The following is a 24,029-nucleotide window of genomic DNA, read 5'->3' as shown; positions in this document are numbered from 1 at the left end:
TATAGCAATCTGTCAGCAAGCCTCCTTGTCCTTCTGCCATGTGAGGCCGTACGAGTAGAACGATGGGGTTGCTCGTGCGCCGGCCAGCCGACCAGGGAACGCCAGCCAGGTCACCAGAAAAACAAGCCTCGCCAAGGGGATAAGAGCCTGGCCTTCATCAGGAAAGTCGGGACGGCATGGCGTGATCCCGATAGGCCACCCCCTGCTTGCGTGACGCGTGAGGCTGCGGCACGCCATAGGCTATCATCATAACCATAATCAGACCGCCGCCGGTAATGAGACTGGTGAAAAGGGACGAGTTCCCCAAGGACATAATAAACGGGATGGAGACGGTCGCCGCAAACGGCAGGCGGTCTGGCGTCACGACCTTGTTCGCAAAGCTGAGAAGGACGCCGAGGACGGCGCCCATCATGACCACACCCGCCATACCATAAGCTGCTACTCCGTCCGTGGCCCAGAAATTGGCGTTGGCATTGAATCCGGTTCCTCCAACAAGACTGGAGCCAACGACATATCCAAGCGGCGCCTTGTAGGGATAGTCAACGATCATGTTGATGATGTTGACATGCGACCAGTACGTCAGCGGACTGCGGGAAAACACATCCGCATACACGCCCGTCATCGCACCTTGAATGCCGAGAGTCCGCATATAAATCAAGGCGACGGCATCCAAGGCGGCCCCCACGGGCTTGTAATCGGTAGCGACAAGAATCGCAAATGCGGACGACGTCAGCGCGGCAAAGCCGAATGCAAGACGAGATGTTGAAATCTCACCTTTTCTGAGCACGAAAAAGTAAAAGCCGAACGTCACGAGCAGGATCACCAGCATCATCTTTCCGGCGAAGGCCATGAAGACTACGATCTGTCCTGCAAGCCCGATCGCTATCGCCCATCGCCGCGTTCGGTCGAACAGCCCGATCGCCAGCAGATAGGGGTTCATCGCATTCGACAACCACCCCGTCAGATAGAGTGCTAGTGTACTAGCCTGCACGGAGCCAAACTTGGCGCGCTGGTCGTAGATTTCGTCCATGCCGGAGAATGACATCATTCCCCTGTAAGTCGCGATATAGAAAGCAATGGCAGCCAGATAGAACGCGAGGAAGAAAAAGAAAAAAGTGGTTACCGAAACCTGACGAATGAGAGAATACGACTTGAAATGGAGTACCTTCGGGATATAGAGCACCAGGAAAAATGACGCAGCCACTGAAACAATCAACCATGAGGCGTCAAATGACGTATATCCTTGCCTTGCAACGATGAGAATCGAGGGGATAAAAATCGTCAGATATAGCATCCAGCAAAAAAAATCAGAATACCTCTTAATTGAAATCGGAAGAATTAAAGAAAATGCAGCTATTATGCAATAAGCAAGAACGGCATCATTTGCGCTGTAGACATAGCTAAATCCGAGATAAAAGAAACTGACAGATGCCCAATCGATATAGACATCCACAAACATGATGACGTAGACAGCCACCCAGAGCGGGACGAACATCCGCGCGTAGCTAATATTCTCCGATCTCAGGTATTCCAATTGCCCCGTCCTTATCGAGCTGATATGCGGCGTAGGTCCCGTATCGTCCAAGCCTTACCGCCGCCAAAAAGGTGCGTCCATAGCTAATTCGCCCTCCCGCCCCTCCTTCCTGGCGCTCGACCTGCTGCGCGGGGCATCGGCGCTGGTCGTCATGATGGCACATCTGCGGGGCTATTCGCTGCCCGCCTACGGCGCGCTGCCGGCCTCCGACCAGGGTCTGATCACTGCTTTGTTTTACGCCGTCACTCGTCCCGGACATCCGGCGGTGATGGTGTTTTTCGTGCTGAGCGGATTTCTCGTCGGCGGGCAAGTCATCCGCCATGTGCGGGACGGACGCTTCGATCTCCAGCGCTATGCCGTCGATCGGGCGACCCGGATATTCCTTCCGCTAATACCAGCCCTGTTGCTGACGGCCCTTGTCGCAATCAGCGTTGGCTCCGCCTTTCCGATCCAGGACGTTGTCGCGCATATCGCCGGCCTCAACGGCATCGTCGTCCCCACCGTACGGGCTAACGCACCGTTGTGGAGCCTTGCCTACGAGATCTGGTTCTATGTGCTGATGGGCTGTGCCGGATACGCGTTTTCGCGACGCTCTCTGCCCGCCTGGTCGTTCTTCGGGCTGGGCGCCGCCGCCTTGGTCTTCAGCGTCCTCGAAGCTCAATACTTGCTGTTTTGGCTGCTTGGAGCGCTCGTGGCCGCCTACCCGCCGCGATCATTGTGGGTCGCATATACCGGGGTAGTAGCCTTCATAGGCGGGATTTTTGTTTCGCAAATGATGTCGGATGGCGGGCCTTGGGCCGGATACGCAACAGGCCCGGCCGATGCGATCATGTGCGCCGGGCTCGCCGCACTCCTTCCGGCCCTCTGTCACGAGCAGGCGAATCGCATCCTCGAGCCCGCGGCGTGGCCGATCCGAAGCTTGAGCGCGATGTCCTACTCGCTCTACATCTTTCACTATCCGGTGCTCGTCTACCTGACCGCCAACTACATGCCCGCGGCACCAGGGTTGGGTGATGGAGCCATCACATCACTGGTCGTCAAGGGTGCCGTCTGCTTCGCAGTGTGTTTGGTTTTCTATCTGCTCTTCGAGCGAAGGACGGTCGCTTTCCGCAACCGGATCAACGGAACGGTTTCGGCCTAGCGTCAAAGCCTGTATCGGAGCTTGTCGACGCCCGAGAGAAACAGATTTCGCATCATTGCCGCCCACTCCGCCGACGGCCAAGATCGCAATGGATATGTGTGGGGCGCGCTGCTACAGGCCTACAGACGGTTCGGCGATCGAACCATCGCTATACCAGCTCGAGAAACCGCTCAAATTGGCGTTTCTTGCTGTACTCTTCACGAATTGCGCGATGCCCGGCCCAGCCGATCGCGTCCCAGCTTCCATCGTTCAACTGCCGTTCGATTCTTTCCGATGCGTCCTGCGGCTGCTCGTAGACGGCCATAGTTTCTCCGTCGCGCATGGGTGCTGGATAACTGCCGGAGTCGGAAACCAATAGAGCTCCGGCCCCCATGGTTTCGAAACAACGCATATTGCCACGGTCTGGGCCTGCCATGTCGATCGAGGCATTGACCACGACCTTGGCTCGTCCAAGCTGTTCGTACATTGCGCGCCCGAACACGGGAGGCGCACTGACGTTGCGGATCGCGGGCGGGCGGCGCACCGCTTTCAGAGGACCGAACCAGCCAAGCGGCGTCTCCGCAAGCGGCGTATACCGTGACAGATCCAAATGGAAAACAACGCGGCGGCGGCCGGCAAGACGTGCAACCGCTTCCAGTATCTGCCTTCTGCGTTGGTGATGGCGGCTGTAGCCGCCGAAGAAAAGAACATCGATGTCCCTGTTCCGATTCTCGGCCACACTGTCGAGTTCCGGATCGTGAGCTGGAATAAAGTGAGCCGTCGTGGCGCCCTGCTCTTCCCAGAGCTGCCGCATCGACGGAAAATTGCAAAGCACGAGATCATAGCCGGAAAAGTCAATCTTGCCTGGCGCGGCGCGCCAGGCAATCTTGCGTTTCACGTGCCCAGGCAAGCGGCTCACAAAAGCGGCATCGTAGCGGAATGGATCGAGATTGTAGAAGACATCCGTCTTGTGATGCTCGATCTGGGCAAGAAGGATGTCGGCCAGCGGCGTATCGTTGCCCAGGCCGTTTTCGCGTGCCCACGCCCGCTGCAGCGATTCGTCGTCGCCATTGGTAAAGAACGCCTCCGGACTGTGCTCAAGAATCGGCAACAGAATATGTGCCGCGCCGTAGCGATCGTTCAGAAACACGCCCCTCTGCTGCTCGAAGCTGCTGATCCCCGCCACGAGGCCAGTAAGGCGGGGCCTATAGCTTGAGGCAATCCCAGAATTCTGAAAAAGTCGCATGATTCCGTTCTTGCTATTGCGTGGGTTTTGTAGCGCTGATGACGAAGCCGGAACAGAAAATGCGCCAGTTCAGCAATGCGCAGAGATTCTCGAACAGAGCGACGGAAAGGTACGCGGGCAAGAAGAAGGCAAAATAGTCGCTGGCACGGTAGAACGACTTGGCGTCCACCTGCTCGAATCCCTGACTGCGAAACAGTTTTGTCATGTCCGAAGGGGAGCAATGGTCGAAAAACGCCGGATAGCCCGTAACGCCGACTGCCGCTGGCCTGAGGTATGGGATCAGCCATCTCTGCATAACGGGTCCGACGATCCGCAATGCCACCGAATAGGGATGCCACTTCGACGGGACATAGTGGTGCATTACGCCGCCCGGCCGGAGCGCCAAAAACATCGAGCGCGCCGCCGCCCTGTTGTCGGGTACGTGCTCCATCAAGGTGATCGAAATGAGCATGTCCGCTTCGACATCAACGGGCTGCTCGATCGACTGGACGACAAATTGGTCGTAGATGCGATAGCAGTCCGGTTTTTCCTCGATGTCGAGACCGATATAGGTGAAACTGGTACTTCGCTCCAGAAGCGGCCTGTCGATACCGCCGACCTCGAGGATGGCCGACGGCTTTAGGCGCGCAACATCCTCGGCAATGCGCCGCTCAAGCTCCGCCTTGTAAGACGGCGCACCGAAAACTCTGGGAAAGCGGCGTTCGAGCCATGCTGCGGCGTCCCTGTTCCAACCAATAAACGACCTGAGAATCACCGCACCCCTTGTCTGCAAACCGGTAAAGACCGGACATCGAAAATCATAGTGCTGTTACGGCTTGCAATGGCTACGTTAGTTCGCCTTGCTTTTCTCGTCGCATGAACTGGTCCTTCACGTGATTCACGAAGGCGTCAGGAAGGGACGCATTATCGCGGAAACTCGTTTCGCGGGTTGGATCGTCATTTACCACGACAATCGCTTGGTTTGGGTAGGTGATCCGCGGAACCTGCCCAAAAAAAGCAGCCCACAGGTTGAAGTTCGAGCCGGCTCCGATGATCGCACTTGCCTGAGCCATTTCCAGCATGTGCGTTACCGACTCCGCGTCATTCGCCCGGAGCACGTCCGGGAGACGAAGGAGTGGCACAAGCTCGGTATCGTCCCCATCGGAAAAGACACGGGCTGGCATGCTCGTGCCCAAGGCCTCACGAAGAGCAACAAGGCTGTCGCAGTACCAGTCGATCGGAAGCCGTTGATTATGGGTCTTGGCCTCCACTCGATTCACGTCGAAACGGGAGAAGTCGCCAAGGCGGACATGGACAGCCACGAAGGGCGCGGCCGACGCTTCCGGCAGGTACTTTTTGCGGGTAATCCTGCGAAAGGCGTCGTAGAGCACGCGCCCATGGCCGCGGACTTCATGGAAATGTTTTTCGAAGTTTGACGCCACGGTGTTCTTGAAGACAACGACTGTGTTTCTGCCGTCAAATGCCATTGACGCAGCTGTATCCGAGGGAATCTTGCGTGCCGCTGCGAGAAGCACGGTGCGCCACGGCTCGCCCACATAGCCGTGATTGGTGAAAAGCTTGAAATATTCGCGCCGGTCCCGCTCACGGCGCAAATAGGGACCTATGCGCGGGCGGAACCAGCGCGGTCCGAGCATCTGTGCATCGTTGTTTCGACACCATGTCTCACAACGCGCCCAGGCGAGCATGCTGTGACCAAGACCGAAACGGCCGATATCTGGATAGCCATAGAGATGTGCCATGAGCGTCTGCCTTCTCAGTGCCAAAACTCAGTCGATGTCCGGCAGACGGCGCCGAACCGATGGTTGAATTGCTCAGCGAAGACGGGGCTCACCCTCATTGTGTCGTTTTTCCGTTCTCTGTTGCCTGCAAGCTGACCATTCTCGTCGCACGATCAGCCAACACAAGGTGAATGGCATAGGTTACAGCGGTGGCAAGCGCGTACCAGACCATGACAGTGGTTGGATTGTCGACCCCTACCCAGCCGAGTCCGCCGAAGACACACAAGGTGAAAAGAAACCGGCATATTTCCCAAGTGAATTGAAGCGACTGGCGGTCAATAACGACAAGCGTCATGGTCAACGCCGTGGCGACGAAGCGCACATACGCGATTGGAAATCCAATCACACAGAGTTTGCCGGCCATGGTCCAATCCGCCCCGAAGACTAGCGGAACGAGGCTTGGCGAAAGTATCATCCCGAGCACTGTCGGCAACAGACCGATGGCAAGAAGCTGAAAGAGCGAACGTCGAAACGCCCTGTTCAAGCCCTGCTTGTCGGTACGATAGAGTGTTGACAACTCGCCAGTGAAGACCTGCGAAACGGCCACCGCGATGACGCCAACCGGCATCAAGATAAATCGCTCCAGGAGGGCGTACTGCCCCGCGACTTTCAGGTCGAACAGCGCAACAAAGGCGAATGGCGCGACCGCAGCGCTAAGAGATGACAAAAGTGTTCCCGGAAAAGTGAGGAGGCCAAATTTCTGGAAACGAATGGCCGTAAACCTCATCTCGGAAAAAGAGATTCGAGAAATCAGAGTTCGCCAGAGTTTGCCGCTCCCAAAGAGGACGGTGATTGCCCCGAAGGCTCTACCGAACACATCGGCAAGAACGAGACCAACTCCAATGAAAGGAAGAAAGGCAAATCCAAGCGCGCCAAATGAGAACCCCACCGATTGCAAGATCTTAGACCGTGCGCTTAGACCATAGTTACGCTCGCGGATTGGCAAGAAGGTGAGCATTTGGTAGATCCCCGCTACGGCCATCGCGACGGGTAAGAAGAAGATAATGCCGTGCAGAGATGGCAGGGCACCCGGGATCAACAAATTGGCAACGCCGGCAAGAAGAAGGGTCGTCATGCTGGTCAAGATGCAGAGCCGAAATGTCAATTTTAACAGATTTTCAAAAACCCTTCCCGGTCGCGCGCTCAAAATTGCAACCTCGTAGCGAAATGCGACAAACATAACCGCCACATTCAGTATCGAAATATAGATCTGATATCGGCCGAACGCTTCAGCATCATAGAGCCGCGTCAGGGCAGGAAGAGCAGCAACGGCAATGGCCTGCGCAATCACTGACCCCGACAGCACGGTCAGGATGCTTCGAAACATGCCAAATCGCCAATTGTAAAAATCGAGACAATTTTCCCCTGACACAAAACATGGCCGGCAAACGGCCGAACGGTCGCGGAGAGAAAATTTCCTAGGCCAGGCCGTTCCGTAACGAGGTTCAGGACATAAACTCCGATCGGCTTATTCTTGCGATTATCCATCGGTGGGGTTCTGCGCCTTGTGGATGTCGTTGGTTGGTTCGCGCACGGCCACGGTGTATCGCGAAACTCGGTGATCGCAAGTCTCGATGCATATACATCTCGGGGCGCACCCGCTAGGCACCCCGCGCCCATGGTGTTCAATGAGCTACAACGCCTCGACGACTCGCCACCGAGATTGCAGCCACCTAAGCGAGACTATCGTTGCCAGAGTGCGGCTTCGAGAAAAATTGTCCGAGTTTGCGCATTGGCTTTGCAACAAGCGCGTAGTCAAGAGGACCCGATCCGAGCCAGCGGCGGCGTGCCCGCAGCGCTTCCAGATTGTGCCCGATATGCGAGGCAAGGCTTCGCGTGCTGGCCCCGCCTACCATCATATCCACAAGCACGTGGCTAGTCGCAGCGATTCGGAAACCGTGGAGTTCAACGGCTCTCAACATCCAATCATAATCCGATGCCACTTTGAGGCTGAGGTCGAATGCACCTACCGCGTCCGCAACCCGTCGCTTGACGTAGAACGTTGGATGGGCCGGCATCCATCCGGTTCGAAAACCCTTGGTGGGTCGGGCCGCGGCACGCCAACGGCGTACCACGCGCTTGGTCAGATGGTCTTCGACAAAATCCAGGTCGCCATGCACGATGTCGGCCTGTTCGAGCCCTGCCGAGATCCGTCCCAGCGCGGTACTATCGTGGAAGCAATCGTCTGAATTCAGCACTCCAACCGCATCTCCGGTATAGAGGCGCAGCCCCTTGTTGAGCGCATCATACATCCCGCTGTCGGGCTCGCTGACCAGGCGGATCTGGTCCTGTGGGTACGATTGGACTATCCGCAGCGTATCGTCCGATGAATGGCCGTCGATGATCACCAGTTCTTTGTCGTAATGATTCTGGACTAGGAAGCTGTCAATCGTATGCCTGATCGTCGCCGCGGAGTTCCAACAGACGGTCAAGACCGAGATTTTCATATCAACCCGGTCCGACGCCACTTACTGTGCCGCAACGCGAATGCGATCCTCATCGAGGCGCCGATGTTCGGATTCCCGTCTTACCGTTTCGAGGTCGGACTGGACCATTTCCTGGACCATTGTCGCCAGCGACGTTGTTGCCTTCCACCCGAGAACGCGCTCCGCCTTCGAGGCGTCGCCGATCAGAAGTTCTACTTCGGTGGGTCTGAAATAGCGCGGGTCCACCTCGACCAGAATGGCGCCGGATTTCGCATCGATGCCTTTTTCATCTATGCCGGAACCAACCCACTGGATCTCGGTCCCAACCTCATTGAATGCAAGCTCGACGAAGCGACGGACCGAGTTCTTCACGCCGGTTGCAAGGACATAGTCGTCGGGTACGTCGTTCTGAAGAATTCTCCACATACCCTCGACATAGTCGCGGGCATGCCCCCAATCCCGCTCCGCTGACAGATTGCCGAGATAGAGTTTGTCTTGAAGGCCGAGGCTGATCGCGGCAGCTGCGCGCGTGATCTTGCGGGTGACGAAGGTCTCGCCGCGCATCGGGCTCTCGTGGTTGAAAAGGATGCCGTTGGAAGCATGGATGTTGTAGGCTTCGCGGTAATTCACTGTGATCCAGTAGGCATAGATCTTGGCAGCCGCATAGGGCGAGCGGGGATAAAAAGGCGTCGTCTCCCGTTGCGGGATCTCCTGCACCTTGCCGTAGAGCTCGGACGTCGATGCTTGATAGAAACGCGTCTTTTTTGTCAGGCCAAGCAGCCGGATCGCCTCGAGCAGACGCAACGTGCCGATCGCGTCGGCATTCGCCGTGTATTCCGCGGTCTCGAAGCTCACCTGGACATGCGATTGTGCGGCGAGATTATAAATCTCGTCTGGCTGCACTTCCTGGACGATGCGGATGAGGTTGGTGGCGTCGGTCATATCGCCGTAGTGCAGCGACAGCCTTACGTCCTTTTCGTGGGGATCCTGGTAGAGATTGTCGATGCGACCGGTGTTGAACGACGACGACCGCCGCTTGATACCATGGACATTGTAGCCCTTTGCCAAAAGAAGTTCCGCCAGATAGGCGCCATCCTGGCCGGTGATGCCGGTAATGAGTGCGGTTTTCCTAGTCATTGTGCTTCTCCGGGGTCGGTAAGACGATATTCTCAACGCTGATCAGCGTAGCTTTGGACATTACAAAATACCCACTTCAAAAACTGAAGATGTGAGGCTTGCGAGCGGCGGCTTGGTTACGTCGACTACTGATCTTTGTCGCCTTGTCAACGTGCGCCAAAGCCCGTCAGCATGGTTCGGATGGTACGAAACACGATCAGCACGTCGAGCCAAGGGGAGAAATTCTTGATATAGTAGAAGTCGTAGTGAAGCTTTTCCAAGACATCGTCAACAGCCGCGACGTGGCCTTGGTTGACTTGCGCCCATCCGGTAATGCCAGGCCGCACGATGTGCCGGTATCGATAGAATGGCAGCTCCGCCTCGTACCACTTCGAGAGCACGAGCGCTTCCGGCCGCGGACCGATCCAGCTCATCTCGCCGCGCAAGATGTTGAAGGCCTGCGGCAACTCGTCGATCCTGGATTTTCTCAAGAACTGCCCCAAACGGGTGATGCGTGCGTCGCCGGCCTTCGTAATGGCCGCTTCCTTCTCGTCGACAGCTATGTCGCCGAGCTTCATCGTTCGAAACTTGTAGACCTCATAGGGATGGCCTCTATAGCCCATTCGCTTCTGTCTAAATAGCGCCGGTCCAGGCGAATCGATCTTTACAGCGATCGCCACGAACAACAGCAATGGCGAGAAAACAACAAGTACCAACAATGCAGAGGCCCAGTCTATCGCCTGCTTTATTTTCAGGTAAGCCTGGTTTGGATTCAAGGAGCCTAGAGTATTTTCAGAAAGATGCTCGATCTCCACCCTGCCTGTGAGCGACTCGCTTATTTGCTTGACATGATAGACCGGCGTTCCCGAGAGCGCGCTATCGGCAATATACCGCTCCCATTCATCTGAAAGGTCGGCTCGAAGATCGGCCACCACGCCGCTTGCGTACTCGACGACCGTGTCAGGTGAATGAATTTTGTGCCAGCTAACGCCTGGTATGCTCTCCAGCCTGTTGACGTCTCCGCCGGGAATTATCGCCAGTCGGTGTGCGTCGAGCCGCCGGGTGGCCAAGCTCAAACCAAAATACCACAATGTCGATTGAATGAAGCTCGCCGCCGCCTGGAACCGGCTGTAATCGAACCTGAAGAAGAAGATCGTCGCGAACACCAGGCCGTAGGTCAGGGCGAAGGTTGGCAGGATGTAGCCAGCCGCTGCAACGCCCGGAAAATTGCCGATGCGCTTGTAAAAGAAATAACCGGTCGTGTGAGCAATAAATGCCGCAAAGATCGTGACCTGCAGGTTCGGTGTCCGGATCACCTCCTGATCGACTGACAGGCGGATCAGCGCCGGCAGCAAAATCGCGAATGTCAATCCGCCAAGCAGCTGAAAGCGCATCCGGAGCAGCAGATGTCGTTTGCTGGGTAAATGGATGGTGGTGGCGATCAATTTGAATCCCGCGAATCAACCCGGACGTTCACCTGACAACAAGCCGCTCTCGGCCGACGCTCGAATAGGCTATGCCTTCCCTAACGACGTCCTCGCCGCGGTAGACGTTTCGCAGGTCGACCATCACCGGCATCGCCATGAGTGCACGGAGCCGCTTGAGATCCAATGACCGAAACGCATTCCACTCGGTGACGATGACGATTGCGTGCGCGCCGTCGGCCACCGCGTAGGCGCTTTCCCCGAATTCAATGCCCTCGATCATTTTGCGCGCCTGCTCCATGCCGGCCGGATCATAGGCCTTGATTGCAGCGCCGGCATCCTTGAGGGCCTGGATGATGGCCAATGAGGGCGCATCGCGCATATCGTCGGTGTTCGGCTTGAACGTAAGGCCCAGGATACCGATGGTCTTGCCGCGAACCGAGCCGCCGCAGGCCTCGACCACCTTGCGCGCCATGGCCCGTTTGCGCTGGTCATTTATCGAGACCGTCGTTTCAATGAGCCGCACCGGGCTTGCCGCGTCCTGCGCGGTCTTGACCAGCGCCAGCGTATCTTTCGGGAAACAGGAACCGCCATAGCCCGGCCCGGCATGAAGGAACTTTGCGCCGATGCGGTTGTCCATGCCGATGCCGCGCGCGACGTCCTGCACATCGGCTCCCAACCGCTCGCAGAGATCGGCTATTTCGTTGATGAAGGTGATCTTCATGGCCAGAAACGCATTACCGGCATATTTGGTAAGCTCTGCCGTACGCCGGCTCGTGTAGAATATCGGCGCGACATTCAGCGAGAGCGGACGGTAGATCTCGCCCATGACGGCTTTGGCCCGGTCGGCATCGGTGCCGACAATGATGCGGTCGGGCCGCTTGAAGTCCTCGATCGCCGATCCCTCGCGAAGAAATTCCGGATTGGAGACCACCGCAAAATCGGCAGTGGGATTTTGCTCGCGGATGATCCGTTCCACCTCATCGCCGGTCCCGACGGGAACGGTCGATTTCGTCACCACGACCGTAAACCCCTTGAGCGCGCGACCAACTTCGGCGGCCGCGTCATAGACGAAGGACAGGTCGGCATGGCCATCGCCACGCCGCGATGGCGTGCCCACGGCAATGAAGACGACATCCGATTGAGAAATAGCATCCGCCAGATTGTCGTCGAAACGCAAGCGGCCTTGCGCAGTGTTGGTGGTGACGAGGTCGTCAAGCCCTGGCTCGTAGATCGGTATCTTGCCGAGTTTGAGTATGGCAAGCTTTTCCGCATCCCGGTCGACGCAGCAGACCTGATGGCCAAAGTCGGCGAAGCAGGCGCCCGAGACGAGCCCTACATAGCCGGCACCAATCATTGTTATTCGCATACCGCGTACCCTCAATCAGCGCCGACGAGACGATCTCGCCAGACAGCGCCTAGTCCCACCGAAGAACGGCTACCGCACTCCCGGGTGAAAACCCGAGAGCCGATCCTACAACATTTGCATCGCCTCGCCGCACCTTGATGCTTACGGCTATGCGATGGCGACGAGATCCCTGGTATCCAGATCGACAGGTATCTCGCCATTCATGATGGCAACCAGAACCCGAGCTCTTCCGGCTGGATCGAGCCGGTCAAGGCGACCGATCATTTCGGCGAAAGGGCCGGAAAGGATCCGAACCGAAGCGCCGGCTGCGAGGCCGCCGCTGAAATCGAGCAGGCCATGCCTGCCGGTCAATGCAATGAAGCGCTCTACCAGACCGGAGGGGACAGGCAAAGGCCGGTCCCCCTGCATGACGAGGGAGCGCACACCGAATGTTCCATTAATCGAGCGCCAACGTTGCAACGCGACGTCCAGGGCGATGAACATGTAACCGGGGAAATAAGCCGCAACTCGTGTTTCGAGCCGCCTGGCATGACGCACGGTCTTCTCGCAGCGAGGCACAAAGGGCTTGAACCCCTGGATCCGGAGATGCCGCTCGGCAACGTGCTCCTTTCCGGGAAAGACGCTGGCCGCATACCAGCGGGTTGCCGGCGCGGCGGTCGGCTCAGGCGACGGGATTGTTGCCTTGCTCGTTGTTTTTTCCGCGCTACTCACGTGTCTCCCTTCGGCGGTCGGCGGCATGATCTCAGGTCAACGGTTACGACAGTGTGTGGATACCAGCAAACAACCAAGCCACTAGAGTCAAGGCGGTTGGGTTAAGAATTTCCTACACATTGCCCAGAAATTTAGCTGTGCCTAAATAATCACCGAGCCGCTTTCTTTTTCAGCTGGCTGAGATGCTATGTCGAGCAATTTATTTCCATACGGAAGTGCTTGGTTACGCTGGTCGTGACGAATCGCCCGTTGGTTCTGGTACTTAGTCCGTCGACTTGAAGCTAATGTGACGGAAGGCGTCGCGTACAAGCCTGCCGCCAGCGACAAAGATCCTGCACGGTCATACCAAGTACGGCGAAAACCATTCGGCAGGTTTTCGCGCAGAACGGGTTACTATCGAGTCATGGGGGTTCAGGCAATAACATGGCGACAGCGATGCAACGTGCAGGTCCGTTTTTGATTTAAGTTCCGCTCGACCGGCTTCACGAACGCTTCAGCAGCGACCAGACAGCTGGCACCAGGCTCGCGGCCAGCGCAACCTTGATCAGATCACCGACGATAAAGGGAACCACCCCGAACTGCCAGGATTTTTCCGGGCCGATCAACAGCGCCAGCCAGGCAAAGCCCATTGCCATCATGACGATCTCGGCCACCAGCATGGCATTGAAGAGCTTGATAGGATGGCGATCCCAGCCACGGTCGGCAGCCCAGCCGACGATCGCGGCCATGACGACGAAGCCGGCTAGATAACCGCCGGTCGAACCCAGCATGTAAGCGATGCCGATGCCTTTTTCCGGCGTGCTCTGGAAGACCGGAAAGCCCATCGCGCCCTCAGCCATGTAGAGAAGCAGCGTTGCGACGCCGAGGCGCATGCCGAAGGAGGCAGCGATCAGGAAGACGGCGAGCGTCTGCATCGAGATATCGACCGGACCGAGCATGACCTTGGTCTTGGCCGACAAGACCAGCAGCAGCGTTCCGGCGAACGCCAGCAGAAGCTGTCCCGCCAGGCGGGCTGCGCCTTTTTCGGGCAAAGCGAGAGAAATGAGCGGACGCATCGTCGTTGCAATTGCCATGGTCTTCCCCGTTCCGGATCGCCGCCGAACGCGGCCTTGCGTTTTCCTATATTGGCTTCCGTGCTAAGCGGCAATCGGTTTTGCCCTCGCCCCAAAAAAGGTCGCGACGTTCGCATGGCACTGAAATTCGACACACACTTCGACCCTGCCTACGGCCAGGGCGTAGCCGTTGCACCCGACGTCCTTCGGATCACCGCCAGGAACCCAAGCCCGTTCACCTTTCACGGAACCAACAGCTATATCGTCGGACGTGAGACACTGGCGGTGATCGATCCCGGACCGGATGACGAGGCACATCTTAGAACACTGCTCGAAGCGATCGGGACCAGGCCGGTCAGCCATATCTTCGTCAGCCACACGCATCGCGACCATTCGCCGCTGGCGGCGCGGCTGAAGCAGCGTACCGGTGCGGCGGTTCTGGCGGAAGGCCGACATCGTCCGGCGCGGCCGTTGCGTACGGGCGAGGTCAGTCCGCTCGATGCCAGCGCCGACACCGACTTTGCTCCTGGCATCGCGCTGCCAGACGATATGGTGATCGACGGCGACGGCTGGGCGATCCGGACGGTGCTGACGCCCGGCCATACCGCCAACCACGCAGCCTTTGCGCTGGAGGGAACCGGCATCCTTTTCTCGGCCGACCACGTCATGGCGTGGGCAACCACGATCGTCGCGCCGCCGGACGGCGCGATGGCGGACTACATGACATCGCTCAACCGGCTGATCGAACGCGACGACCGGCTGCTGCTGCCCGGCCATGGCGGGCCGGTGACCGAGCCGCGCAACTTCATGCGCGGATTGAAAACGCATCGCAAAATGCGCGAACGGGCAATTCTGGAGCGGATCAACAGCGGCGATCGGGCAATCAAGGACATGGTGGAGGTGATCTATCGAGATACCGACCCGCGCCTGCATGGCGCGGCCGGCCTGTCGGTACTTGCCCATCTGGAAGACCTGGTGGCGCGCGGCCTGGTCCACACCGACGGCGCGCCGGCTATCGACGGCATCTATTCGCCGGTAAAGTAGTACCCTCCCGACATCATTCCGCCGGCGCCACGCCCACCTGGCCGGCGACTTCCTGGTCGAGTTCGGCAAGAAAATCGGTGATGCGCGCTGCATTGTCGCCAAGATCGTGGCGGCCGTAACGCGAGGCCGAGCGCATATCGACGATGACCACGTCGCCGTCGTCGGTCACGCGGATGGCGACATCGGCTGGAAGGCCAAGCAGCAAGCTCTTGGCCAGCGCATCGACCGTCACGTCGCTTTGCCCTGCTGCCTCGGGAAACGGCGCCATGAGTTGCCAGCCGCGCCGATCGAGCACGGTTTTGACCGCCTCCAGAACGCGATCGAAAGGCAAGGTGTAGCTGCGTCCGGTAACGAGCGGATAAGCTTCGATTTGCAGGCGCTGCTCGCCGGGCGTCGGCGGCAAAAGCTCGTTCATGTCCTTTGATCGGGTAGAAATATCGAGCACCGGCGGGTCGTCCAGATCCGTCGAGATGTCGCGCAGCGGCGGATAAGTCGCCGCCCAATAGGCCGCGACGCCGTAAGGAATGAGCACCAGAAGCGCCAGCAAGGCGCCGGCGGTCAGGTCGTGGCCGCCCCGATCGCCGAAATTCCACAATCGCGCAAAGGCAAATCCGGCAAACAGAAGCGCAAATGCGGCCAGCAAGGCGACAATGCCAAGCACCCATAGGAAAGCTGGGGTCTCGACGAAGTCATAGCGATGGCCGATGAGAGCGGTCAGCAGCAGGACTGCCGAAAACGCGCCGGCGCGCCGCGACCAACCGGCAGCCCTCGACGTTTGTCGCTCCGGAATTCCCGTCATTGTTTTCCGCGCTGCCCCAACCCGAACAAAGGCATAGTGCCTTTCAGCGGCGGCTTGAAGGCGCAAAGACGCCGCATCTCCGGTCAATCCGTCGGCAGGTGATAATTCTGGAACTGCTGGCGCAAGGTAATCTTCTGGATCTTGCCGGCAGCGGTGTGTGGGATTTCGCCGACAAAGGCGACGTCGTCCGGCATCCACCACTTCGCCACCTTGCCGTCCATGAAAGCGAGGATATCCGTCTTGGTCGGCTCCCTGCCCGGCTTGCGGACGACCACGAGCAAAGGCCGCTCGCCCCATTTCGAATGCGGAATGCCGATGGCGGCGGCCTCTGCCACATCGGGATGGCCGACCGCGACGTTCTCGAGCTCGATGGTCGAGATCCATTCGCCGCCCGACTTGATCACGTCCTTGGCGCGGTCGGTGATCTGCATATAGCCGCAGGGATCGATGTGCGCGACGTCCCCGGTATCGAACCAGCCGTCTTGATCGAACTGTTCGGATCCGATGCCGCCATAGTAGGCGCGCGCGACGGCCGGCCCGCGGACCTTGAGCCGGCCGAAGGTCTTGCCGTCCCATGGCAGTTCGTTGCCGGCGTCGTCCGTCACCTTCATTTCGATGCCGAACGGTGTAAAGCCCTGCTTCTGCTGGACGCCGAGGCGGGCCTCGCCCTTCAGCCCGGCGTAGTCCGGCTTCAGGGTGCACAGCGTGCCGAGCGGCGACATCTCGGTCATGCCCCAGGCGTGGACGACCTGGACATCGTAATTGTCCTGGAACTTCGTCGTGATCGCGCGTGGACAAGACGCGCCGCCTATGACGACTTTCTGGAGATAGGGAAGTTTCTTCCCGGTCTCTTCCAGATGCTGGAGGAGCATCATCCACACCGTCGGCACAGCGGCGCTGAAGGTCACCTGCTCGGTGTCGAGCAGCTCGTAGAGCGAAGCGCCATCCATCTTGCAGCCGGGCATGACCAGCTTGGCGCCAATCATCGGCGCGCTCTGGGCAAGGCCCCAGGCATTGGCGTGAAACATCGGCACGACCGGCAGTATGGTATCGCGCGACGACAGGCCCATGGCGTCGGGCATCGCCTCGATCATGGCGTGCAGCACGTTCGAACGATGGCTGTAGAGGACGCCTTTCGGGTCGCCCGTCGTACCCGAGGTGTAGCACATGCCGGCGGCCGTGTTTTCATCGAATGTCTTCCAGGCGAAGTTGCCGTCGGCTTCAGCAAGCCATTCTTCATAGGCAACCACATTGGGCAGCGCAGTCTCCGGCATATGCGCCGTGTCGGTCAGCACAATAACCTGCTTCAGCGACTTGACCGCACCGGCGATCTTTTCGAGCAGCGGCAGGAAGGTCAGGTCGACGAAGATCGCCTTGTCCTCCGCATTGTTCATGATCCAGGTGATCTGCTCGGGAAAGAGCCGCGGGTTGAGCGTGTGATAGATCGCGCCGACACCCATGATGCCGTACCAGGCCTCGATGTGGCGCGCGGTGTTCCAGGCCAGGGTCGCGATGCGGTCGCCAAGCCCGAAACCATCACGCTCGAGCCGCTCGGCGACCTTCAGGGCACGATGATGGATTTCGGCATATGTGCTGCGCACGATCGGCCCCTCGATCGAGCGCGACACGATCTCGCGTCTGCCGTGCTGCCTCTCGGCGTTGTCGATCAGCTTATGGCAAAGCAGCGGCCATTCCTGCATCAACCCGAGCATCTTGTTCCTCCCGTTATTTTTTTGCGCCATTGTGGGACGAACCGGCGGATTGTCCAGCGGTGACCGGGCTGGAGCGGTGCATAGGGCGAAATGAGGCCGAATTCGCCACAATCCGGCCATCCTCGGCGTTAACGTTGATTAACGGGCGGGGCGCGATTGGCTAATGAAAGAGGTGTCGCATGGACGCGCAGCTCGACGACGAAGCCCTCGAAAATACGCTTGCTGAAAGTCTGGCCGATCTGGTTGCAGCAGATGTCGCGCAGGCCGATCTGGTGCCCGACGCCAAAACCGTTTCCGAAGATGAATTCGTCGAGGTCGTCGGTGGCGCCCTCGAGGCGGTCGGCGGCACGCTCTTGTTCAAGATGTGCGTCGAGAACCAGGGCGAAGCCCAGCACGTCGCTGCCGCCTGCGTCGGCGATGGCGGCAATCGTCAATTCCTGCTGCTCACCTTGCCGACCAGCGGTGGTGCGCTGAAGGTCGAGACCACCTCGAAAAGCACCAATCCGGTGGCCGGCATTGCCGCCGCCTATGCCGGGCTGATGGACGCATTCCAGGCCGCGGCCTGATTTCCAGGCGGGCTACCGGAGGCGAGCGCAAGACTTGCCAACTGCGGGCGACCCCGCCAGGTGGCAGGCAGCTCTTGCGCGAGGCTCTTGCCAGACACATCTTGGGTTGAGGCAAGGAGATCCGACATGGACCAGATCGCAAACCCGGCACCCGGCTTTCAACGCAATCCGGACAAGGTCATTACCGTCAAGCCTTATAAGGGCACCGTGACGGTGCGCGCCGGCGATACCGTCATCGCCTCGTCCAGCAAGGTCAAAGTGCTGACCGAATCGCCCTACCCTCCGGTTTTCTACATTCCGTTCGACGACATCGACTTCAAACAGCTTGGCAAGACCGAACACTCGACCCATTGCCCCTACAAGGGCGATGCCAGCTATTGGAGCGTGCTGCCCGCCGGCGATGCCGGCAAGGACGCGATGTGGGCCTATGAACGGCCCTTCGACGAGATGGCCGGTATCCGCGATCACGGCGCGTTCTATCCAAACAAGGTGACGATCGAGGCCACGCCCGGCTGATCAGTCGGTGGTGCCTTCATCGCCGACGCCGTCGGCCTCGTCGAGCCGCACGAAGGTGAGGCCCTTCGCCTTCAGCGCCAGAAGTCCCTGCACCACGCCTTCGCCGGCCGCATGGGTCGGCTGGTTGATGTGAGCGATGATGACGTCGCCGTCCTTTGCCGCGGCAATGCGCCGGGCGGTCTCTTTTGGACCGAGCAATGAGCCGCCGTCGCCGTTGATCGAGAATCCGGCGATCTTGAAACCAAGCTTGCGTATCATCGCGATTGCCGACGGGCTGTATTCGGCGGTTGCGCCGCGAAACCATTTCGGCGCGGGTTCGCCGGTCGCGGCAAGAGCGGCAGCACCTGATTCGACCTCGGCCAGCACGGCCTGCGGGCTGCCGGCACTGCGAATGCCGTAGATCTTTTGCGGCGTGTCGACGGCCGGGACGTGGCGGCCGCCATGGTTTTCCAATTCAAACAGTTCGGGATGCGCCCGCATGATCTCGACGGCGGCGGCGTTGTGTTTCAGCCAGATGCCGGTGACGAAAATGGTGGCGGGAATCTTGTTTTCCACCAGCGCCGAGAGAATCCTTGTATCGGTCCGCCCGCCGCAGGCATCGAGCGTCAGCGCGACGCGGCCGCCGCCCGCCTCGGCCTTGATGTGCAGCGTCGGTTCGACGAGCAACTGGGCGTTGCTGGGAGAAGCAGCCCACAGCGATATCGCAATGGCGCAAAAATGCTTTTGGAACAGGCGCATTGACTATTTCCAGGTCGCCGGATCAAAGTTGAAGCGGCGACCCCAAGACCGGCATCAAGGCGGAAATCGGGACGATGCCCCTGCAAAAGCGTCGGCAGCGGCAATTTGACCACCGGCCTGACCTTTGGCAAGCACGAGGTCACAATGCGTGCTCGACGTCCTTAACCGTACGTGAAAGGATCGCGCGCACCGCGTCGACAACCGCTTTAACCTCTAGTCGCCAGACGCAGCAAGCCTTGCTCGGATCGGGACCGCGGCACAGGTCCCTGGCTATGCACTCGCAAGGCATGGAGGGCCGCGGCGTAACACTGGCCACGCCGACAGGACCCCAGACGGCGGGGTCGGTCAGGCCGAAGAGGCCGACAACCGGCGTTCCGGCGGCGGCCGCCATGTGCATCGGGCCACTCTCGTTCCCCAGAAACAGGCGTGCCTGGCCGAGGACCGCCAGCAGCGTTGCCAGCGACAGCGCCCCGACCAAATTGACGACCGGCGAAACGGCCTTGGCGACGATGCGCTCGGCAGATGCCTGTTCACCGGGGCCGCCGACAAGCAGGAAGTCCAACCCGGTCTGTCGCGAGAGCTCGTCGATCGCCAGCGCAAAACGTTCCGGTTGCCATTGCCGGCCCCGGAAGCTCGCTCCCGCATGAACGGCTATGAAGGCGTTACGCCGCAGATGATGCCGGTCGAGAAGCGCCAATGCCTTGGCGGTCTCCTGCGGCAGCGGCTCAATCGTTGGGACCGGCGCACGCAACTCTACGCCAAGCGCCTCAAGCGGCGATAGATAGCGGTGGAGATAATGCCGGCCACCAAAGCCAAACGGCTTGGCCAGGACGTTGGCGGGCTGGCGTTCCAGCCAGCGCAACGGTTTTTCAGGAGGATCATATCCGACGCGGGTCTTGGCGTTGATGAATCTCACGATGATGCGTGAGGTTCTGGAATCGGCCAGGTCGATGGTCAGGTCAAACCGGAACCGGCGCAGAGCGCGCACCATCGCGTAAAGTTCGCGGCCACGCTCCAGTGGGGTGCCACGCATCCGGGCGCGCCGGAACGCCACCACGTCCGAGGCGATGCCATGAGCCGTCAGGAAACTGGCAAAGCTCGCCTCGCAAAGGAACACGATCCTGGCCTTTGAATATTCGAGGCGCAGGTTTCTGGCGAGCGCCGAGGCGAGGACAAGATCGCCGATGAATTTCGTCTGGAGGATGAGAATCGAGCGGACGTGCGTGGGCGGGTTCTGCAGCATCTGTTTCTGGCACCGGGGCGGGTTCGGGGGCCGGAAACTGGGCAGAAACGATGTCGGGATTTGGAGCCGTCACCGCACGTTCGCGTGAATTTGGTTACAAATCGGTAAGGTCAGATGCCGGTGGACTCCAACTCCTATCCGCGGCCGTTCTTTGCAACCTTCACTGCCGCCTGTGCGGCGGCCAGCCTGGCAATCGGGACCCGATAGGGCGAGCACGAGACATAGTCGAGGCCGACCTCCTCGCAGAAATGGATCGACGCTGGATCGCCGCCATGTTCGCCGCAAATGCCGAGCTTGATCTGCGGCCGCGTTGCCCTGCCTTTTTCGGCCGCCATACGCACCAGTTCGCCGACGCCCTCGATATCGAGCGACACGAACGGATCCTGCTCGATGATGCCTTTTTGCCGATAGGTCTCGAGGAACGAGGCCGCGTCGTCGCGCGAGATGCCGAAGGTGGTCTGGGTCAGATCGTTGGTGCCGAAGGAGAAGAATTCGGCCGCCTCGGCAATGACATGAGCGCGGATCGCGGCGCGCGGCAGTTCGATCATAGTGCCGGTCAGAAAGGTGATCTTGACGCCGGTTTCCTCCATCACGCTCTTGGCGACGGCATCGATGCGCGCCTTGACGAATTCGAGCTCCTTCGCCAGCCCGACCAGCGGCACCATGATCTCCGGGACCACCAGCGCGCCGGCCTTCCTGCCGGCCTCGACGGCTGCCTCGAAAATGGCGCGCGCCTGCATCTCGGCGATTTCGGGATAAGAGACCGCAAGCCGGCAGCCGCGATGGCCGAGCATCGGATTGAACTCGTGCAGCGCTTCGGTGCGCCGCCTGAGCTTGTCCGGCGATACATTCATGGCAGCGGCGACCTCGGCCACCTCCTCCTCGGTCTTCGGCAGGAATTCGTGCAACGGCGGATCGAGCAGGCGGATCGTCACCGGCAGGCCGGCCATGATCTCGAACAGCTCGAGGAAATCCGAGCGCTGCATGGGCAACAGCTTGGCCAGCGCCGTTCGCCGGTCCTTTTCCGTATCGGCCAGGATCATCTCGCGCATGGCAACGATGCGGTCGCCGTCGAAGAACATGTGTTCGGTGCGGCAAAGCCCGATGCCTTCGGCGCCGAAGGAGCGCGCCATGCGCGCATCGAGCGGCGTCTCGGCATTGGTGCGCACCTTCATGCGACGCACGCTGTCGGCCCATTCCATGATGGCGGCGAAATCGCCCGAGAGTTCCGGCTGCAGCATCGGTACCGCGCCTTTCAGCACCTGGCCGTTGCCGCCGTCGATGGTGATGATGTCGCCCTTGCGGAAGGTCGCGCCCATCGCCATCAGCGTGCCGGCTTTGTAGTCGACGCGCAGCGAGCCGGCTCCTGATACGCACGGCTTGCCCATGCCGCGCGCCACCACGGCGGCGTGGCTGGTCATGCCGCCGCGCGTCGTCAGGATGCCTTCGGCCGCATGCATGCCGTGGATGTCTTCGGGGCTGGTCTCGATGCGGACCAGGATCGCCTTGCGGCCTTGCGTCTTGGCTTCCTCGGCGTCGTTCGAGGAAAACACGATCTCGCCGGTCGCAGCGCCCGGGGAGGCCGGAAGGCCGACGCCGATGATATCGCGCGCCGCCTTCGGATCGATTGTCGGATGCAGCAACTGGTCGAGCGAGGCCGGATCGATGCGGGCGACGGCCTCCTCCTTCGAAATCAGTCCATCCCTGGCCATGTCGACGGCAATCTTCAGCGCGGCCTTGGCAGTGCGCTTGCCGGACCTGGTCTGCAGCATCCACAATTTGCCGCGCTCGATAGTGAATTCGAGATCCTGCATGTCGCGGTAATGTTTTTCCAGACGGTCGGAGATGCTGACGAAAACCTGGAAGGCTTCCGGCATCAGCTTCTGCAGCGACGGCTTGTCTGAGCCGGCGGCAATGCGCGCCGCCTCGGTGATGTTCTGCGGCGTACGGATGCCGGCGACGACATCTTCGCCCTGCGCATTGACCAGGAACTCGCCATAGAGCTGCTTTTCGCCGGTCGAGGGGTTGCGGGTGAAGGCAACGCCGGTGGCCGAGGTGTCGCCCATATTGCCGAAGACCATGGCCTGGACGTTGACCGCCGTGCCCCAGCTTTCGGGGATCTCGTGCAGGCGCCGGTAGGTGATGGCGCGGTTGTTCATCCAGCTGGAAAACACCGCGCCGATGGCGCCCCAGAGCTGCTCGTGCGGATCCTGCGGAAAGGGCTTGCCAAGCTCCTCCTCGACCTTGGCCTTGTAGAGCGCGATCACGCCTTGCCATTCGATGGCTGTCAGCTCGGTGTCGAGTTCATGGCCGAGGCCACCCTTCTGGTCTTCGAGGATTTCCTCGAACACCTCATGGTCGAGGCCCATGACGACATCGGAATACATCTGGATGAAACGGCGGTAGCTGTCGTAGGCAAAGCGCGCATCGCCTGAATCGGCGGCCAGTGCTTCCACCGTCTCATCGTTAAGGCCGAGATTGAGCACGGTGTCCATCATGCCTGGCATCGAGGCGCGCGCCCCTGAGCGAACCGACACCAAAAGCAGTTTCGAGGGATCGCCGAAACGGCGTCCGGTCAGCCGACCGATATGGTCGAGCGCGACCGCAACGTCCGCCTCCAGCGAAGCCGGGTACGTGTGGCCGTTGGCGTAATAGGCGTTGCAGACCTCGGTGGTGATGGTGAAGCCCGGCGGCACCGGCAGGCCCAAGCTGCACATTTCGGCAAGGTTGGCGCCCTTGCCACCGAGCAGATTGCGGTCGCCGGCACGGCCTTCCGCGGCGCCGTCGCCAAAGGTGTATACCCATTTGGTCATGCTTGCTCCCCGGTTGCAGGAGATTGGAAAGGTTTGGCAAATTGAGCGATATGATGCTGCAGTGCGAAAGGCAAGGCATCGGCCAAGCCGGCCGGCCTCTACAATCGATTAAGGAAAAGCGGCACAGAAAAGACTTGCTTTTGGAAAGCTTTGTTGTAGAACATAACGAGAACAAAAGGCAGAACGATGAGAATGGCCGGAAAGCTCGATTATCTGCAAATGCCGGCGACAGGCGGAACGCTGGACAGCGTGAAGGCCTTCTACAGCGCAGCCTTCTCATGGTCGTTCACCGATTACGGGCCGACCTATTCAGCTTTTGCCGAAGGGCTGGACGGCGGTTTTCAGGCGGATGGCCAAGATGCGCCGGCAAGCCGCTGCCCGTGATCTATTCCGAAAGGCTGGAGGAAACACTAAGCGCCGTCGAGAATGCCGGCGGCACCGTCGTCAAGACGATCTTTTCATTCCCCGGCGGCAGGCGGTTCCATTTCGTCGATCCGGCCGGCAATGAAATGGCGGTTTGGGGTGAATAGGTCCGTTCAAAGTGACGACTGCAAAACTGGCGGGTCGGTCGCGCATAGTCGATATGTCGGCATTGAGCTTTCTCGCGGCTCGTCCTATAAGGCCGCGCGCACAGCGGGCACGCTCCGGCTGTTGGGGCGTCGCCAAGTGGTAAGGCATCGGTTTTTGGTACCGACATTCCCAGGTTCGAATCCTGGCGCCCCAGCCAAGCGTACGGGGGGTACGACCCGGAGACATGGGTAACAGAATGTACCTAAGACATGGGTGACAACCTCGTGCCGAACGGGTTGTCGATGGTCTGCA

The 24,029-nt window shown here is 59.6% G+C and carries 20 protein-coding genes, 1 tRNA gene and 1 pseudogene; 6 read left to right on the top strand and 16 right to left on the bottom strand.

The features are described 5' to 3' along the window. Positions 1 to 157 precede the first annotated feature (157 nt). The gene (locus NKH50_RS23195; protein ID WP_352701502.1) at positions 158 to 1,534 is read right to left on the bottom strand and encodes a hypothetical protein; all 1,377 of its coding nucleotides are present in this window, start codon (positions 1,532 to 1,534) and stop codon (positions 158 to 160) included. On the opposite strand from NKH50_RS23195, the gene NKH50_RS23190 reads away from it, so the two are divergent. After that, complete coding sequence (locus NKH50_RS23190; RefSeq protein ID WP_352881391.1) at positions 1,509 to 2,675, top strand: acyltransferase family protein; 1,167 nt, start codon at positions 1,509 to 1,511, stop codon at positions 2,673 to 2,675. The two genes, NKH50_RS23195 and NKH50_RS23190, sit on opposite strands and share 26 nt — an antisense overlap. Positions 2,676 to 2,823: 148 nt before the next feature. Here NKH50_RS23190 and NKH50_RS23185 read toward each other — a convergent pair whose 3' ends face one another. The 10 genes from NKH50_RS23185 to NKH50_RS23140 form a co-directional block, all read right to left on the bottom strand. After that, a complete protein-coding gene (locus NKH50_RS23185; RefSeq protein WP_352881209.1) occupies positions 2,824 to 3,840 on the bottom strand; it encodes a glycosyltransferase family protein in 1,017 nt (338 codons plus the stop codon). A 73-nt stretch (positions 3,841 to 3,913) separates the two neighbouring features. Then, a complete protein-coding gene (locus NKH50_RS23180) occupies positions 3,914 to 4,654 on the bottom strand; it encodes a methyltransferase domain-containing protein (RefSeq protein WP_352646154.1) in 741 nt (246 codons plus the stop codon). Between the two features lie 70 nt (positions 4,655 to 4,724). Then, positions 4,725 to 5,639 carry a hypothetical protein gene (locus NKH50_RS23175; protein WP_352881207.1) on the bottom strand — a complete coding sequence of 305 codons (915 nt, stop codon included), beginning with the start codon at positions 5,637 to 5,639 and terminating at the stop codon, positions 4,725 to 4,727. A 94-nt stretch (positions 5,640 to 5,733) separates the two neighbouring features. Then, entirely contained in the window at positions 5,734 to 7,005 is a 1,272-nt protein-coding gene (locus tag NKH50_RS23170; RefSeq protein ID WP_352701504.1) for a lipopolysaccharide biosynthesis protein, read from the bottom strand. Positions 7,006 to 7,351: 346 nt separating this feature from the next. Continuing rightward, positions 7,352 to 8,125 (bottom strand): glycosyltransferase family 2 protein, encoded by a 774-nt coding sequence (locus tag NKH50_RS23165; protein WP_352701505.1) that lies wholly within the window; start codon positions 8,123 to 8,125, stop codon positions 7,352 to 7,354. Between the two features lie 21 nt (positions 8,126 to 8,146). Beyond that, positions 8,147 to 9,241 (bottom strand): GDP-mannose 4,6-dehydratase, encoded by a 1,095-nt coding sequence (gmd, locus tag NKH50_RS23160; protein WP_352701506.1) that lies wholly within the window; start codon positions 9,239 to 9,241, stop codon positions 8,147 to 8,149. 146 nt (positions 9,242 to 9,387) lie between these two features. Next, complete coding sequence (locus NKH50_RS23155) at positions 9,388 to 10,665, bottom strand: sugar transferase (protein ID WP_352701507.1); 1,278 nt, start codon at positions 10,663 to 10,665, stop codon at positions 9,388 to 9,390. Between the two features lie 28 nt (positions 10,666 to 10,693). Then, positions 10,694 to 12,013, bottom strand: a complete 1,320-nt coding sequence (locus NKH50_RS23150) for a UDP-glucose dehydrogenase family protein (RefSeq protein WP_352881204.1) — start codon at positions 12,011 to 12,013, stop codon at positions 10,694 to 10,696. A gap of 147 nt (positions 12,014 to 12,160) precedes the next feature. Then, positions 12,161 to 12,751, bottom strand: coding sequence for a transcription termination/antitermination protein NusG (gene nusG, locus NKH50_RS23145; RefSeq protein WP_352881202.1), 591 nt, complete (start codon positions 12,749 to 12,751; stop codon positions 12,161 to 12,163). Positions 12,752 to 13,206: 455 nt separating this feature from the next. Further along, complete coding sequence (locus NKH50_RS23140; protein WP_352478465.1) at positions 13,207 to 13,797, bottom strand: biotin transporter BioY; 591 nt, start codon at positions 13,795 to 13,797, stop codon at positions 13,207 to 13,209. Between the two features lie 114 nt (positions 13,798 to 13,911). Here NKH50_RS23140 and NKH50_RS23135 point away from each other — a divergent pair, with 114 nt between their 5' ends. Continuing rightward, on the top strand, positions 13,912 to 14,820 hold the full coding sequence (locus NKH50_RS23135; protein ID WP_352881200.1) for an MBL fold metallo-hydrolase: 909 nt from the start codon (positions 13,912 to 13,914) through the stop codon (positions 14,818 to 14,820). Between the two features lie 13 nt (positions 14,821 to 14,833). On the opposite strand, the gene NKH50_RS23130 is transcribed toward NKH50_RS23135, so the two are convergent. Both NKH50_RS23130 and NKH50_RS23125 read right to left on the bottom strand, forming a co-directional pair. Beyond that, positions 14,834 to 15,619 (bottom strand): DUF1499 domain-containing protein, encoded by a 786-nt coding sequence (locus NKH50_RS23130; RefSeq protein WP_352881198.1) that lies wholly within the window; start codon positions 15,617 to 15,619, stop codon positions 14,834 to 14,836. 83 nt (positions 15,620 to 15,702) lie between these two features. Next, complete coding sequence (locus NKH50_RS23125; protein WP_352881197.1) at positions 15,703 to 17,331, bottom strand: fatty-acid--CoA ligase; 1,629 nt, start codon at positions 17,329 to 17,331, stop codon at positions 15,703 to 15,705. A gap of 179 nt (positions 17,332 to 17,510) precedes the next feature. Between NKH50_RS23125 and NKH50_RS23120 the strand changes: the two genes are divergently transcribed. Beyond that, positions 17,511 to 17,897, top strand: coding sequence for a hypothetical protein (locus tag NKH50_RS23120; RefSeq protein WP_352750848.1), 387 nt, complete (start codon positions 17,511 to 17,513; stop codon positions 17,895 to 17,897). 126 nt (positions 17,898 to 18,023) lie between these two features. Further along, positions 18,024 to 18,413: a DUF427 domain-containing protein gene (locus NKH50_RS23115; RefSeq protein ID WP_352881194.1), complete on the top strand. Its 390-nt coding sequence runs from the start codon at positions 18,024 to 18,026 to the stop codon at positions 18,411 to 18,413. On the opposite strand, the gene NKH50_RS23110 is transcribed toward NKH50_RS23115, so the two are convergent. The 3 genes from NKH50_RS23110 to ppdK all read right to left on the bottom strand — a co-directional run bounded on the left by NKH50_RS23110 (position 18,414) and on the right by ppdK (position 23,207). Continuing rightward, a complete protein-coding gene (locus NKH50_RS23110; protein ID WP_352820444.1) occupies positions 18,414 to 19,151 on the bottom strand; it encodes a polysaccharide deacetylase family protein in 738 nt (245 codons plus the stop codon). A 139-nt stretch (positions 19,152 to 19,290) separates the two neighbouring features. Continuing rightward, positions 19,291 to 20,394 (bottom strand): glycosyltransferase family 9 protein, encoded by a 1,104-nt coding sequence (locus NKH50_RS23105; RefSeq protein ID WP_352881192.1) that lies wholly within the window; start codon positions 20,392 to 20,394, stop codon positions 19,291 to 19,293. A gap of 134 nt (positions 20,395 to 20,528) precedes the next feature. After that, a complete protein-coding gene (gene ppdK, locus NKH50_RS23100) occupies positions 20,529 to 23,207 on the bottom strand; it encodes a pyruvate, phosphate dikinase (protein ID WP_352881190.1) in 2,679 nt (892 codons plus the stop codon). Positions 23,208 to 23,393: 186 nt separating this feature from the next. On the opposite strand from ppdK, the pseudogene NKH50_RS23095 reads away from it, so the two are divergent. Both NKH50_RS23095 and NKH50_RS23090 read left to right on the top strand, forming a co-directional pair. Then, positions 23,394 to 23,737 (top strand): annotated as a pseudogene (locus NKH50_RS23095) (VOC family protein). A gap of 122 nt (positions 23,738 to 23,859) precedes the next feature. Next, positions 23,860 to 23,934, top strand: a tRNA-Gln gene (locus tag NKH50_RS23090). Positions 23,935 to 24,029 lie beyond the last annotated feature (95 nt).

The sequence above is a fragment of the Mesorhizobium sp. M1027 genome (genome assembly GCF_040318745.1).
GTDB lineage: Bacteria > Pseudomonadota > Alphaproteobacteria > Rhizobiales > Rhizobiaceae > Mesorhizobium.
This window is presented reverse-complemented; position numbering and strand designations above follow the sequence as displayed.